Genomic DNA, 14,940 nt, shown 5'->3' on the forward strand with positions numbered 1-14,940 from the left:
CAATGTCGAAGACCCCGCCCGGACGCCATTGTCCGGGCGGGGTCTCCCGCGACGGCGTCAACGCCAGCGTTCGGGAGTGACGGGCGCCTCCCACGCCCGGGCGTAACGGCGCTTGTCAGGAGCGTCGTATTCCTTGCTGCGGTAGACCACATACGGCCGCACCAGGTAGCCGACCGGCGCGCTGAACATGTGCACCAGCCGGGTGTAAGGCCACAATCCGATCAGCGCGAGCACGACCAGCCCGTGCAGCTGGAAGGTCCACGGGGTGTCCACCATGAGTTCGGGCTGCGGGCCGAGGGTGAACAGGCTGCGGAACCACGGCGACACCGTCTCGCGGTAGTTGTAGGTCCCCCACAGCAGGTTGCTGCCCCAGGTGTTGAGCAGACCGGTGATCAGCGCGGCGGCCAGCAGCGCGTACATCAGCTTGTCGTTGCCGGTCGTCGCCTTGCGGACGGCCGGAACCGTGAAACGCCGGTAGAGCAGGATGGCCACCCCGGCCAGCACGGCGAGCCCGGCCACCGACCCCGCCGAGACGGCGATCAGGTGGTAGGCGTGCTCGGAGATCCCCACCGCGGCGGTCCACGATTCCGGGATCAGCACGCCGAGTACGTGACCGCCGAACACCCCGAGCATGCCGAAGTGGAACAGCGGGCTGCCCAGGCGCAGCAGGCGGCTCTCGTAGACCTGCGAGGAGCGGGTGGTCCAGCCGAACTGATCGTTGCGGTAGCGCCACAGGTGACCGAGCACGAACGAGGTGAACGCGACGTACGGCAGGATCAGCCACAGCGCGGTCGGCAGGTTCGGCGTTGCGTTCATCGTCGGCCTTCCGATCCGTCGAACAGGGAGGGGTCCATCGCGAAGGGTTCCAGCCCGACTTCCTCCTCGGGCGGACCCTGCGCGGCGAGTTCGGCGATGCGCCTCCGGTCCGCGGTGGTCGGCGGCGGCAATGTCGCCCCGATCGCCGCGAGCACTCCGGCATAGGGAGACCCGTTGTCCGACAGGGACAGTCGCAGCAGCTCCAGCACCGGAACATGCTCGCCGAGCAACCGTTCGCCGCCGATCGGATCGACGGTGGCGGCGAACTCCAGCAGCACTGGCAGGTGGTCGGGCAGTTCCTCGTCGCCGAGTTCGACACCGGCGTGCCGGTAGGCGTGCTTGAAGCGCAGCAACGCCATTCCGCGCTTGCGGGTGTCGCCGTAGGCGTAGAAGGTCAGGTGCAGGCTGGCGCGGCGGCGCATGTCGAAGGTCGCGACATAGTCCGCCGCGAGTTCCAGCGGCGGTGTCGTGCGCAGGTACTCGAGGCATTCGCTCAGGCGGGCGCGCACCTCGTCCGGCAATACGGTCGCGGCGTCGGTGAGTTGACCGATCATGGCCAGCGTCTGCTCACTCGGGTAGTCCAGCAGCAGCGCGGCGATCCGCCACACCAATTGACGGTCGCGCTGGGCCAGTTCGACCACCGGTTCCGGGCGGCGGCGCAGTTTCAGCAGGCTCATCGACCTGCTCCGGTCGGAGTGGAGTCAGGCTCACCGGCGACGGTGCCGCTCGAGCCGTTGGTGTGCCCGTTGCCGACGCCGTTCGCGTGCCCGTTGCCCGCGCCGTCGGCATGCCCGTTGCCGTTGGTCGGCAGCAAACCGTCGGTGCTCTTGCCGTCCCAGTTCAACAGGTTGATCCGGGACGACTTCTCCTGCGGCGCGGCATCATTGGAGTCGGTGAGGTGGAACTTCTCCACCATCTGGTCGAACGCCGTCATACCCGGCCCGCCGTCGGTGTCCAGGCTGCATCCGGTGGCGAGCGAATCCAGTTCGTGCGCGCGGGCTCCCGCGCCGGTCGGGATGACGTAGCGGTGCTCGTACTTGGCGATGGCCAGCAGCCGGTACATCGCCTCGATCTCCTCCGGCTCCAGCCGCACCGACGGCGCGATCGAGGGGTCCGGCTCCTCGCCGAGATTCACCGACCGCATGAACGAGCGCATCGCCGCCAAGCGTTGCAGGGCGGCGCGCACCGGCCCCACCTCGCCCGCGGTGAACAGCTCCGCGAGGTACTCCACCGGAATGCGCAGCGCGTCGATGGCGCCGAACAGGTTCGACGCGTTCTCGCCGTCGTGGCCGGTCTCGGTGAGCACGTCCACCACCGGCGACAGCGGCGGCACGTACCAGACCATGGGCATGGTGCGGTATTCCGGATGCAGCGGCAGCGCGATCTGGTAGTCCACGATCAGCTTGTAGACCGGCGAATCCTGGGCCGCCTGGATCCACTCCGGCGAGATCCCGGCCCGCTCCGCTTCGGCGACCACTCGCGGGTCATGGGGATTGAGGAACACCCCCAGTTGAGACGGGTAGAGATCCTTGTCGTCGGTGACCGACGCGGCCTCCAGCACGGCGTCGGCGTCGTAGAGCATGACGCCGATGTAGCGCAGCCGCCCGACGCAGGTCTCCGAGCACACCGTCGGCATGCCCACCTCCACGCGCGGGTAGCAGAAGGTGCACTTCTCCGCCTTGCCCGTCTTGTGGTTGAAGTAGATCTTCTTGTACGGGCAACCCGACACGCACTGCCGCCAGCCGCGGCACTTGTCCTGGTCCACCAGCACGATGCCGTCCTCGGCGCGCTTGTAGATCGCGCCGGAAGGACACGAAGCCGCGCACGAGGGATTCAGGCAGTGCTCGCAGATCCGCGGCAGGTAGAACATGAAGGTCTCTTCGAACTCCAGTTTCACCTGATCGGACAGCTTCGCCAGCAGCGGGTCCTTGCCGACCTGCTCGGGGCCGGAGCCGAGATCGTCATCCCAGTTCGCGCCCCAGGTGACCTGCGTATCCTCGCCGGTGATCAGCGATTTCGGTCGCGCGACCGGCGTGGTGTCGGTGGGCGGTGAGGACAGCAGGTTGTCGTAGTCGTAGCTCCACGGCTCGTAGTAGTCCTCGACCGTGGGCAGATCCGGGTTGGCGAAGATGTTCAGCAGCCGCTCGAGCCGGGACCCGGACTTCAGGGTGAGCTTGCCGCGCTTGTTCAGCGTCCAGCCGCCCTTCCACTTCTCCTGATCCTGGTACTGGCGCGGATAGCCCTGTCCAGGGCGGGTTTCCACGTTGTTGAACCAGACGTACTCGGTGCCGCCGCGGTTGGTCCAGGCCTGCTTGCAGGTGACCGAGCAGGTGTGGCAGCCGATGCACTTGTCCAGGTTCATCACCATGGCCAGCTGTGCCATGACGCGCATGTCAGTACCGCTTTCTCGCGTCGGGAAGTGCCTCGTGCGTCCTTGTGCCGCGCTCGTGCATGTCAGTACTCCACTTCCTGCGAGCGCTCATGGACGCAGCGTGGTGACCTCGTCGGGCCATGTCAGTACTCCACTTCCTGCGAGCGCTCATGGACGCAGCGTGGTGACCTCGTCGGGCCATGTCAGTACTCCACTTCCTGCGAGCGCTCATGGACGCAGCGTGGTGACCTCGTCGGGCCATGTCAGTACTCCACTTCCTGCGAGCGCTTCCGGATCGTGGTGACCTCGTCACGCTGATTTCCCGTGGGGCCGTGGTAGTTCAGCGCGAAGGACTGCTGCGCGTAGCCGCCGATGAGATGGGAGGGCTTGATCATGATGCGGGTGAGCGCGTTGTGGATGCCGCCGCGCTTGCCCCGTCCCTTGGTGTCCTCGCCGAGTCCTTCGATGCGCGGCACGTCCACCGCGCGGTCCTGGGCGTGGTACATGAACACCGTGCCCTCCGGCATCCGGTGACTGACGATGGCGCGGGCCACCACGATGCCGTTGCGGTTGATCGCCTCGATCCAGTCGTTGTCGGCCACACCGATCTTCGCCGCGTCGCGATCGGACATCCAGATCGTCTGCCCGCCGCGCGAGAGCGTCAGCATGTGCAGGTTGTCCTGGTAGGCGGAGTGGATCGACCACTTCGAGTGCGGCGTCAGATAGCGCACGGTGACGCCCTTGTCACCGACGTCGCCGATCGAGGGCTCGCGGAACAGCGCGGTCATGTCCAGCGGCGGGCGGAAGATCGGCAGCTGCTCGCCGAGCTCGATCATCCAGTCGTGGTCGAGGTAGAAGTGTTGCCGCCCGGTGAGCGTGTGCCAGGGCTTGAGCCGCTCGGTGTTGATGGTGAACGGCGAGTACCGGCGTCCGCCGGTCTCGCTGCCCGACCACTCCGGCGAGGTGATCACCGGCACCGGACGGGCCTGGGTGTCGGCGAAGGTGATCCGCTTGCCCTCGTGCTCGGCGGCCAGGTCGGCCAGCTGGGTTCCGGTGCGGCGTTCCAGCGCGTGGAAGCCCTCCACGGCCAGACGACCATTCGTGGTGCCCGACAGCGCGAGGATCGCCTCGGCCGCGTGCGTGTCCTTGGCCAGCGACGGGCGGCCTTGCGCCACGCCGGACACCACCGTGCCGTTCACCCCGGCGAGGTACTCGACCTCCTGGTCGGGGTAGGTGGTGACGCCCTTGGTGGTGACGCCGAGCGTGTCGATCAGCGGCCCGAGCGCGGCCATCTTCTCCGCCAGCTTCGGGTAATCGCGTTCGACGACGACCAGTTTCGGCATGGTCTTGCCCGGAATCGGTTCGCACTCACCGGCTTTCCAGTCCAGTACGCGCCCGCCCGCCTGGGCCGTCGCGTCCGGCGAGTCGTGCTGCAGCGGCACGGCGACGATGTCCTTGCGCTTGCCCAGGTGCTTCTCGGCCATCCAGGAGAACCCGCGCGCGATCCGGTGGAAGGCGTCGAAGTCGGTCTTGGCCTCCCACGGCGGCGAGATGGCGGGCGAGAAGGCGTGCACGAACGGGTGCATGTCGGTGGAGGACAGGTCGTGCTTCTCGTACCAGGTGGCCGCGGGCAGCACGATGTCGGAGAACAGCGTGGTGCTGGTCATCCGGAAGTCCAGCGACAGCAGCAGATCCAGCTTGCCGGTGGCCGCGGTCTCCCGCCAGGTCAGCTCCTGCGGCCGCACGCCGGTGGCGTCGGTGGTCTGCAGGTTGGAGTCGGCGCCGAGCAGGTGGCGCTGGAAGTACTCGTTGCCCTTGCCCGAGGAGCCGAGCAGGTTCGCCCGCCACACGGTCAGGCAGCGCGGGAAGTTCTCCGGCGCGTCCGGGTCCTCGCAGGCGAAGCGCAGGTCTCCGGATTTCAGCCCGTCCACCACGTGCTCGGGCGCGGTCTTGCCCGCCGCCTCGGCCTCGTCCGCCAGGTCCAGCGGGTTGCGGTCGAAGGTCGGGTAGCTCGGCATCCAGCCCAGCCGGGTGGCCAGCGCGATGTTGTCGGCGGCCGTGCGGCCTGCGAACTTTCCGGTGCCGAGCGGCGAGGCGAACGACTCGGCGGTGAAGGGGTCATAGCGCCACTGGTTGTTGGTCAGGTACCAGAACACCGTGCCCTGCATCTGGCGCGGCGGGCGCTGCCAGTCCAGTCCGAAGGCGAGAGTCGACCACCCGGTGACGGGGCGGCACTTCTCCTGCCCGACGTAATGCGCCCAGCCGCCGCCGTTCACGCCCTGGCAACCGGTCAGCAGGGTCAAGGTGAAGAACGCGCGGTAGATCTGGTCGGAGTGGAACCAGTGATTGGTGCCCGCGCCCATGAGGATCATCGAGCGACCGCCGGAACGGTCGGCGTTGTCGGCGAACTCCCGTGCGATGCGCTGCGCCTGGACGGCGGGCACGCCGGTGATCGTCTCCTGCCAGGCCGGGGTGTAGGGCTCGGCCGCGTCGTCGTAGCCGCTCGGCCAGGTGCCGGGCAGTCCGTCGCGGCCGACGCCGTACTGCGCGAGCAGCAGGTCGAAGACCGTGGTGACGCGCTTGCCCGCGACGGTCGTGGTCGGTACCCCGCGGGTGAGCACGCCGGGGGTGTCGCTGTCGAAGCGGGGAATCTGTACGGCCGCAGCATCGTCGGTGCGGCCATACAGACTCAGGAGGGGATCGACGTCCCCGAGATCGAGGTTCCAGCGCCCGGCGCCTTCTTCGCCGAACCGGTGGCCCAGCGACCCGTTCGGCACCACCGGCTGCGCCCGCTCGTCCAGCAACACGGTCTGGAACTGCACGCCTTCGCCGGTGCGGCCCAGGTCGGCGGCGGTGAGGAACTTGCCGGGCACATACGCCCCGTCGCGCTCGTCCAGCGTGATCAGGTACGGCAGATCGGTGAAGCGCTTGATGTAGTCGAGGAAGCGCGGCGTCGACTTCTCGACGAAGAACTCCTTGAGCACCACGTGGCCCATCGCCATGGCCAAGGCCGCGTCGGTGCCGGGACGCGCGGCCACCCACTCGTCGGCGAACTTGGTGTTGTCGGCGTAGTCGGGGGAGACCACCACCACCTTCTGGCCGCGGTAGCGGGCCTCGGTCATGTAGTGCGCGTCCGGGGTCCGGGTCACCGGCACGTTCGAGCCCCACATGATGAGGTAGCCGGCGTCGAACCAGTCCGCGGACTCCGGCACGTCGGTCTGGTCGCCGAACACCTGCGGGGAAGCCACCGGCAGATCGGCGTACCAGTCGTAGAACGACAGCATGGAGCCGCCGAGCAGCGAGATGAACCGGGCGCCGACGGCGTGGCTGACCATGGACATGGCCGGAATCGGCGAGAACCCGGCCACCCGGTCCGGGCCGTACTGCTTGATCGTGTACACGTGTGCGGCGGCGGCGATCTCGGCCGCCTCCCACCACTCGGCGCGCACGAAACCACCCTTGCCGCGGGCGGCCTTGTAGCTGCGGGACTTCTCGGGATCCTCGACGATCTCACCCCAGGCCAGCACCGGGTCCTTGAGCCGGGACTTGGCTTCCCGGTACAGCTCGAGCAAGGTGCCGCGCACGTAGGGGTAGCGCACCCGGGCCGGCGAGTAGGTGTACCAGGAGAACGACGCGCCGCGAGGGCAACCGCGCGGCTCGTACTCCGGCTTGTCGGCGCCCACCGACGGGTAGTCGGTCTGCTGCGACTCCCAGGTGATCACACCGTCTTTCACGTAGATCTTCCACGAGCACGAACCCGTGCAGTTCACGCCGTGCGTGGAGCGCACCACCTTGTCGTGCGACCAGCGATCCCGGTAGAACTCGTCGGCGCTGCGCCCGCCGACCTTGTGCAGCGTCCGGTGGTCGGCCGACACCTCGCCCCGGTGGAAGTATTTCCCCAGCCGCAGGAGGGCGTCCCCGGCGTCGACCGCCGGAGCGGAGGGCACGCGACCCTGGCTACGCGAATTAACCACGACGTCCCCTTCGAGCTGTGCAAATCGGGTTGATGTTCCGACTGTAAAGAGGCGCGCACAGCTGGCCAAACGTCTCTCTCACACCCCATTCGGGTCTGTGGTGAGTTGTGAGATCGCCGCAACGTGACGGTCACGGCCGGACAGGCCCGCCGGGATGCGCGCTGCGGGGCGACCAGGGAAGATGGACGATGACCTGGCCGGAAGCCGGTCGCGGAGATCAATTCCAGGCAGTGCCGGTGATGCTTTGGAAACGACCGGTTCTCTCGCGCTTTACATTTGTTAACACAATCGAGCGGGCTTCGGCGGCGTACCTTTTACCGATTTCCGTCCGGGTGCACTCCGGTTTCCCGCATGCGCACAGTTGCTTGGGTCACAATTCGCCGTGCGTTTGCCGATGGTCGGAAATTGTTGACGCCGAGGGCAGGATACGCCGAGATCCGGCCTCGAGGGGCCGACTTCGTCGAAGCGGCGAGATGCCCGCTCATTCGGTCCTGCGGGGGCGGCGCGAGCCCCTAGCTCGGGTCGCCGACAGCGCCAGCGCGGGATCGACGCCCACCGGGTCAGGCCGACGGATCGATATCCGCGAACGTGCTGACCCAATAGTGAGGCGGCCGTGGAGGATTGGGCTCGCCGGGCCGGGCGAGCCCGACCACCCGCCAGCCCGCGGTGACGGCGGCATCGAGTTCGTCGGGGTGGTCGGACAGGAACAGGATGCGCTCCGCGGGCGCGCCGATGGCGCTCGCGATCTTGTCGTAGGAGGACGACTCGCGCTTGCCGCCCGCCGTCGACAGATCGAAGTATCCGCTGATCAGCTCCGCGAGGCTGCCACCGCGCGCGAAGGCGAACCAATCCCGCTGATTGCGCACCGATCCCGAGGAGTAGACGTACAACGCCAGACCCGCCGCGTGCCACGCCGCGAGCGCGGGCGGCACATCCGGGAAGAACTCGCCGTGCAGCGCGCCGCCGCGGAAGCCTTCGGCGCAGATCAAGCCCTGCGCGGTCTTGAGCGGCTCGGCCTTCACATCGGTGTCGAGCCACTCGCGCAGGATCGCGGCGACTTCGTCCGGGCCCGCGTCCGGGCGACCGGCCAGCTGCCTGGTCGCCGCGAGGACGGTGGACGACGCCGGGCTGTCCTCGGCCAGCCAGCCCGGAAGCCGCTGCCGGGTGTAGCCGTACAGGTCTTCGCGGACGGCGGCGGTGGGGCTTGTGGTGCCCTCGATGTCGACGACTACGGCGACGGTCACGGCGCGGTCAGCAGCTGGTCGAGGGTGGGGAAGCCCGCGCTGATCTTGTCGCCGGTGAAGTCGCCGACCCAGCCGTCCTCTTCCTCGAAGAAGCGGATGGCGATGAAATCGGGGCGCTCGCCCATGTCGAACCAGTGCAGCGTGCCCGCGGGCACCGACAGCAGATCGCCGCCTTCGCACACCACCGCGCAGACCTCTTCGCCCAAGTGCAGGTAGAAGCAGCCGCGTCCGGCGGCGAAGAAGCGCACCTCGTCCTCGGCGTGCCGGTGCTCGTCGAGGAACTTCCCGCGCGCGCCCTTGGCGATCTCCGGCCACTGCGGGTCGGAGTCGTCGGGGTGGATGCGGGCGATGTCGATGTGCTTGAAGCGCCCCGACTCGTTCAGTTCGGCGACGTTCGCTTGGTAGTGGGCGAGCAATTCCTCGGAGGACACCGACTCGGCGTTCTCGACCACCGGCCAGCGGCCGAAGGTGATGCCGTGCTTCGCCAGTTCGGTGCCGATCAGCTCGTCATCGGTGGTGCGCACACGCACGTCGGCCGCGTCGCCGGCGGCCATCACTTGCAGCAGGGTCATGTCAGTCCAATCTCGAGAACGTCGTCGCGCGGGCCGAACGCCGCCGCACTACCGGTGCGAATCACCAGTTCACACAATGCTTCCAGGCATTCGGCGCGGTCGCGTGCCTGAGCGAGATCATCACCCCACGCGGTGATCCCGTGTCCCGCGATGACCAGTACCGGGAGAGCGCCGGGATGGTCGAGGAGATAACGCTCGATGTCCTCGCCGATGCGGGGGACCTCGGGCCGGTTGGGGAAGACCGGGATGTCCGCCACGTCCGGATCGCCGCCGCCGAGCCCCTTGATCAGTTCGTAGCCGGTGATCCGGAGCGTGCCGAGCGCGCCGGGAACCGCGGACCGGGTGGCCAGCGCCGTCGCGAACGGCGGATGGATGTGCACCACCGCGTGGGCCGGGCGGGTCCGGTAGACAGCGGTGTGGATCGTGGTCTCCGCCGAGGGCCTTCGTCCGTGATCGGCAACGGGCGCCGAATCCGCCACGCGCACGGTGACCATGTCGTTTTCGGTGAGTTCGCCTTTGGACAGCCCGCTTCCGGTGACGAGCGCGGTGGCGCCGGTGCGCACCGAGATATTGCCCGCCGTGCCCGGCATCCACCCGCGCCGGTACAGCTCGCGGGCGATGTCGGCGATGGCCGTGCCGTGCGACCGATCGGATCGGTGCACCACGCCGCGCTCGGTGACCACCGCGGTCACCAGGTCGCCCGGCGTCACGTCGAAGGCCGGGTTGAAGACCTCGGTGTGCGCGGGAGCCGTTGCGACACCGCCGAATCCGGTCACCTCGGCCGCCGCGCGTTGTTCCACGACGATCTCCCGGCCGGTGGCCATCGCGAGATCGCGGGTCGATTCCGGGGCGACCACGACGAACGGTATGCCGTGATGACGGGCGGCCAGCGCGAGGCCGTAGGTGCCGATCTTGTTGGCGACGTCGCCGTTGGCGGTGACCCGGTCGGCGCCGACGAGCACGCAGTCGACCTGCCCGGTCGCCATCGCCCAGGCGGCGGCGGAATCGATGGTCAGCCGGTGCGGGATACCCGCTTCGGCGAGTTCCCAGGTGGTCAGCCGCGCGCCCTGTAGCAGCGGGCGGGTCTCGTCGACCAGGACGCGCTCGATCGCGCCGCGATCGGACAGCACCCGCAGCGTGCCGATGGCGGTGCCGAACGCGCTGGTGGCCAGCCTGCCGGTGTTGCAGTGGGTGAGCACGCGCAGCGGACGGTCGGGACACAAGCTCTGCACCAGGTCGGCGGCGTGCGTGGCGGCGGCCCGGTTGACCCGGCCGTCCTCGGCCAGCATGTCCAGCGTCTCGGCGAGGACGGCGTCGGCGCCCCGGCCCACGTGGGCCCGCACCCGTCGCACCGCCCAGGCCAGGTTGACCGCCGTCGGCCGCGCCGCGGCGATCCGGTCCGCCTCGGCTCGCACCGCGGCCTCGTCGACCACGCCGTCAACGGTGTGCGCGGCGGTGGCGATGACGACGCCGAACGCGCCCGCGATGCCGATGGCGGGCGCGCCGCGGATGGCCAGCGTCTCGATCGCCTCGATGATCTCCTCGACCGTGCTCAGCCGCAGCTTACGTACCTCGTGCGGCAGTCCGCGCTGGTCGATGGTGACGAGCGCGCCGTCGTCCCAGACCAGAGAGCTGTCGTCCATCGGGCACATCCTTATCGCGTCGAGCCGTGTCGTGCCTGGTCAACGGTATCGGACGGCGGACGGCGGGCCGAAATCGCGTCAGACCGCCTCGGCGCGCAGCTCGGCGGCGCGTTTGCGCGGGTCGTAATCCGGGCCGACCCCCTCGATCAGCAGCAGGTCGCCGTCGATGTGATCGGCGCGCAGCGGCAGGATCTCCTGGTAGGCGGGCGAGTGGTACCACTCCCGCGCCTCGGTCATCCCGGGGAACTCGATCAGCACCATGCTGCCGGGCCAGCTGCCTTCCACCACCTCGGCCGGAGGTCCGTGGATGACGAAGCGGCCCCCGAAGGGGTCGAGAGTGGCCTGGATGCGCTCCAGGTATTCCAGGATGTCGGCATGGGGCCTGCGACTGCGGAGATGGGCGAAGCCATAGGCGGACATGGCGTGGGCGTTCCTCCGTTCGATGACACCGGAGATGGCGTCCGACCGACCGTAGGTCCGCTTCGCGCGGGGCGGCAATTACCTCGGAGGTAGTACCGCGGGGCCGGACACGACCGAGCCGCCGGTCCCGGGAGGAGTGGAGGGACCGGCGGCGCGGGTGGCGCAGATCAGCTACTGGCGGCGGTCCTGCTCGCCGCGCCGGTCGGGCATCTCGGACCTGGTGCCCCGACGGCCTTCCATATCCGAGCCCTCGCGCATGTCCTGCTCCTGGCGCTGTTGCTGCTGCTGCCTCGGCATCTGCTTCGGCATTTTTTTAGGCGTTTTCTTCGACTTTTCAGCCATCTCCACACGGTCCTTTCCGGGGGATTGATATTCGCCTAACGATCCAACGATAGCGAGCGTGTGTGACTTCCGGAAGAGGAAATGAAAAATATGGTCCGTAGCGGCCATTCGTGGCATTTCCCCAGGTAGGCGGGATGAACAGGCGGCGTTATAGTAACGAATCAGGTCATGCGGGCTTCGTCCGCGCATTTATGTTGGACAATCTGCCGGGCTGAGTCGCTCGGGGGGCGGCGCAATATATCTTGCGAATGCAAGCGGTTATCGGTATCGCGGTAAGCCGCGCATCCGAGGTAATGGCTTGTTCAATTCTGCTTTCGCTGCGCAGCGTGCGCCGTCATCCGGGAGTCGAGCGGGTGACTCGTCGAAACCATTGCGGTGGTGTGCAATTCGCATCCAGCCTCTGCCGAGATGATGACCTCCGCGACTCCTGTCTACGTCTCGCACGCCGAATGACAAGTGTCCCAGTTTATTTCGCGCGTATGCACGAGGATGTCCGAAGCGTGGGGGTGATGCTGCCCCAACCATCAGCCGCTGGTGGTCGCCGAACAGTCGGCGTGCTCGAATCGCTCTATCCGGTGCACATCGACATGGGCTCGGACCGCTGGCGTTCCTCAGCGGCGCAGCGGCAGGAATTCGACGATCGCGCCGTCGACGGCGTCGGGCGGGACGACGACCAGACCGTCGCGGTCCACGAGGCCGCCGAGATGGGCGGTGCGGACGGTCGGGTCACCGACCCACCCGCCTTCATCGACGGCGCGAGCGGGAACGATGCGGGGCGCCTGACCGGCGATCTCGGCCGCGTTGTGCAGCGGCCCGCGCAGTGGGCGGGCCGCGGACGCCCCGGTGCGGCCCTCCACGATCGCGGGCGCGAGCGCCATGAGCGTGGCGACGGCGGCGAACGGGTTGCCGGGCAGGCCGAGCACCGTGGTGCCGGAGGCCAGTTCGGCGACGACGGTGGAACCTCCCGGACGCAGCCGCAGACGCGGCACCACGATCTCGGCTCCGGCGCGGGTCAGCGCTGCACGGAGCTGGTCGGCGGCCCCGCCGCCGGTCGCGCCGACGATCACCAGCAGGTCGTGATCCGGCGTGACGGTCAGGACCTCGTCGAAACCGTGCGGAGTGTCGCGCAGGTGTACCCGATCGGCGGTGCGAATGCCGTACCAGGACAGCAGATCCGGCAGGATCGGCCCGATCGAATCGCGGGTCTGGCCCGTCCGCAGCGGGCCCTCGCTGCGGATCTCGTCACCGGTCATGACGATGCGGGCGCGCACGGGGCCGCGCACCGGCGCCGCGGTGACTTCGACGCTGGCGGCCGCGGAGATCAACGCCGCGGTGACCGGCGTGCCTTCCGGCGCGACCGGATCACCGACTTCCCGGTCCTCGCCGCGGCGGCGGATGTCGTCGCGCGGTGGCGTGTCCGGCAAGCGATACAGCGTTTCGTCGGCGATGTGCGTGAACTCGTCGCGCAGCACGCCCGTGGTGCCGTCCGGGACGTGCGCGCCCGTGGCGATCCGCACCGCCTCGCCCGGCAGCAGCCCCACCGGCCGCCGCCCGCCCGCGAAGCCGATGTCCCGGCGCAAGCGCCACGGCCCGTCACCCGCCACCGCGTAGCCGTCCATCGCGGAGACGTCGAAGCGGGGCAGCGGCCCGGCGGCCGTCAGCGGGCCCGCGAGCGCGGCTCCGACCACCGAACGCAAGTCGGCGTCGTACGTCGTGAGACGAGATAGTCTGGCGCGCAGTATGCTTCGCGCATCGTCCAAAGCCAGCGGTGGGTGCTGCCGTGGCGCGCCGACCGTGGCCCTGGCCTCCCGGACCTGCTCCTCGGTGTCGCAGTCGCCGACCCCGGACAACGGGATGATCGCGGCGGAGGCGGGCACCAGCGCCTTCATCGGCTGGTTGATCAGCGTCCCGAGCCCGTCCAGCGCGGAGGCCAGCGCGGAGCGCCGCCACACTCCGATCAGGTACTGCGGGCGTCCGGACTCGTCGGCCGCGAACACCGCGTCCGCGCCGGATTCGGTGGCGTGCCGGATGAGCTCGGCGATCGCCCAGGAGGACAGGAACGGCAGGTCGGCGGCCAGCACCACCACCAGCGGCGCGGCGGAGCCCAGGGCGCGCAGCCCCGTGTCGATCGCCGCCACCGGACCCGACCCGGGTGGCACCTCGCGAACCTGGATGATCTGCGGCGGGAGTTCGGGCCGGTACGGTCCGACGACCACCGTGTGCGCGCAGGAGGCCGCGGCGCCCAGCGACACCTCGAGCATGGAACGGCCGCCGATGACGATGGCGGGTTTGTCCACGCCGCCCATCCGGCTGGCCCGGCCGCCCGCGAGCACGATCGCGTCGGCGGCGATCACACGCCACGACCTCGAGCTAGGTACACCATGGCGGCCATGCTAATTCGTCACCGCCGGGAAGCCGGGGAGCCGACGGCGCCGATCAGGCGTTCGACCAGAACCGCGCCGGTGGCAGCAGCCGGAACTCGTTGAGCTCCGGATCGGCGAGCACGAGGTCGGTGTCCCGATCGGGAGCCGGGGCGGCGCGGTCGATCGTCGTGGCGCCCGCCGCGTGCAGCCTGGCCACCTCGGCGGCCCGGTCGTCGGCCGGAAATGAGGTGAGATCCAGGCGCAGCCTGGTCCGGCCTGTCCCCGCGTCGGGAGTGCGCACGAACTCCAGCCAGGAACCGAGGCCGGTCGGTGAACGCAGCCCGGCCAGCCGCTCGCCGCACCGCGCGGCGGGCCAGCCGGTGGCGGTCGACCAGAACTGACCGAGGAGCACCGGGTCGCGCGTGTCGACCACGATCGCCGCGATCGCGCCGGTGTCCACGTACTCCTCCCTGGGCTCGAGCACGCAGAACTCGTTGCCCTCCGGGTCGGCGAGCACGGCCCACGGCACCGCGCCCTGGCCGATGTTGACCGCTCGCGCGCCCAGCGCCAGCGCCCGGTCCACTTGGGTGCGCTGATGCTCCAGCGAGCGGGTGGCCAGATCCAGGTGCAAGCGGTTCTTGCCGACCTTCGCCCGCATCGCGGGCAGGAAGGTGAGTGCGAGTTCGCCACCGTCGGCGTCGGGGGCCGCGACGTCCACCTGGTCGGGCCGGTCGAGGGTCACGCTCCAGCCGAGCAGTTCGGCCCAGAAATCCGCGACCGAACGCGGCCGGTCGGCATCGAACACGACACATGCCAGGCGGGTGGGCATGAATCAACGGTACTGGCCGCCGATCCGGCCCGGAGGCATTTCCGGAAGCGGCGCTCAGCGGGCCGGAGGATCGGGTAACGGGAAGCGCGCGGCCCGCAGGTCGACACGGCCGTCCCGGGTCGGCACGCCTTCCTCTGCGAGCAGGCGCAGCTGGCGATGGGCCAGGTGCGCGGCCGGCCTGCCGCTCGCGCCGAGCACTCGATGCCAGGGCAGGTCGGCCGCGTCGGTGCGCATGATCCAGCCCACCGTGCGTGGCGTGGACAGTCCGACGGCCGCGGCGATGTCGCCGTAGGTGACGACCCGGCCCGGCGGGATCGACGCGACCAGGGCGCGCACTTGCTCGATCTGGGCGTCGGTGGTCGGCAT

General features: G+C 69.2%; 12 protein-coding genes. All 12 read right to left on the bottom strand.

Going from position 1 to position 14,940, the window contains the following annotated elements; all coding sequences use genetic code 11:
* Window positions 1-57 precede the first annotated feature (57 nt).
* Window positions 58-816 (bottom strand): respiratory nitrate reductase subunit gamma, encoded by a 759-nt coding sequence (narI, locus tag K8O92_15395; GenBank protein ID UAK35082.1) that lies wholly within the window; start codon window positions 814-816, stop codon window positions 58-60.
* Entirely contained in the window at window positions 813-1,493 is a 681-nt protein-coding gene (gene narJ / locus K8O92_15400; protein UAK35083.1) for a nitrate reductase molybdenum cofactor assembly chaperone, read from the bottom strand. The genes narI and narJ overlap by 4 nt, the downstream gene beginning before the upstream one ends.
* On the bottom strand, window positions 1,490-3,208 hold the full coding sequence (gene narH / locus K8O92_15405) for a nitrate reductase subunit beta (protein ID UAK35084.1): 1,719 nt from the start codon (window positions 3,206-3,208) through the stop codon (window positions 1,490-1,492). The genes narJ and narH overlap by 4 nt, the downstream gene beginning before the upstream one ends.
* Window positions 3,209-3,450: 242 nt before the next feature.
* A complete protein-coding gene (locus K8O92_15410) occupies window positions 3,451-7,134 on the bottom strand; it encodes a nitrate reductase subunit alpha (GenBank protein ID UAK35085.1) in 3,684 nt (1,227 codons plus the stop codon).
* A 587-nt stretch (window positions 7,135-7,721) separates the two neighbouring features.
* Window positions 7,722-8,405 (bottom strand): acireductone synthase, encoded by a 684-nt coding sequence (gene mtnC, locus K8O92_15415; GenBank protein ID UAK35086.1) that lies wholly within the window; start codon window positions 8,403-8,405, stop codon window positions 7,722-7,724.
* A complete protein-coding gene (locus tag K8O92_15420; GenBank protein UAK35087.1) occupies window positions 8,402-8,977 on the bottom strand; it encodes a cupin in 576 nt (191 codons plus the stop codon). The genes mtnC and K8O92_15420 overlap by 4 nt, the downstream gene beginning before the upstream one ends.
* A complete protein-coding gene (gene mtnA, locus K8O92_15425; GenBank protein ID UAK35088.1) occupies window positions 8,974-10,620 on the bottom strand; it encodes an S-methyl-5-thioribose-1-phosphate isomerase in 1,647 nt (548 codons plus the stop codon). Before mtnA ends, K8O92_15420 begins: the two co-directional genes overlap by 4 nt.
* Before the next feature lie 78 nt (window positions 10,621-10,698).
* Window positions 10,699-11,040, bottom strand: a complete 342-nt coding sequence (locus K8O92_15430; protein UAK35089.1) for a DUF1330 domain-containing protein — start codon at window positions 11,038-11,040, stop codon at window positions 10,699-10,701.
* A gap of 171 nt (window positions 11,041-11,211) precedes the next feature.
* On the bottom strand, window positions 11,212-11,382 hold the full coding sequence (locus tag K8O92_15435) for a hypothetical protein (protein ID UAK35090.1): 171 nt from the start codon (window positions 11,380-11,382) through the stop codon (window positions 11,212-11,214).
* Window positions 11,383-11,993: 611 nt separating this feature from the next.
* On the bottom strand, window positions 11,994-13,736 hold the full coding sequence (locus K8O92_15440) for an NTP transferase domain-containing protein (protein ID UAK35091.1): 1,743 nt from the start codon (window positions 13,734-13,736) through the stop codon (window positions 11,994-11,996).
* Window positions 13,737-13,818: 82 nt separating this feature from the next.
* On the bottom strand, window positions 13,819-14,574 hold the full coding sequence (locus K8O92_15445) for a VOC family protein (GenBank protein ID UAK35092.1): 756 nt from the start codon (window positions 14,572-14,574) through the stop codon (window positions 13,819-13,821).
* Between the two features lie 54 nt (window positions 14,575-14,628).
* Window positions 14,629-14,940 carry an MGMT family protein gene (locus K8O92_15450; protein ID UAK35093.1) on the bottom strand — a complete coding sequence of 104 codons (312 nt, stop codon included), beginning with the start codon at window positions 14,938-14,940 and terminating at the stop codon, window positions 14,629-14,631.

The organism is Nocardia asteroides (genome assembly GCA_019930625.1).
In the GTDB taxonomy this organism is placed as follows: Bacteria; Actinomycetota; Actinomycetes; order Mycobacteriales; family Mycobacteriaceae; genus Nocardia; species Nocardia sputi.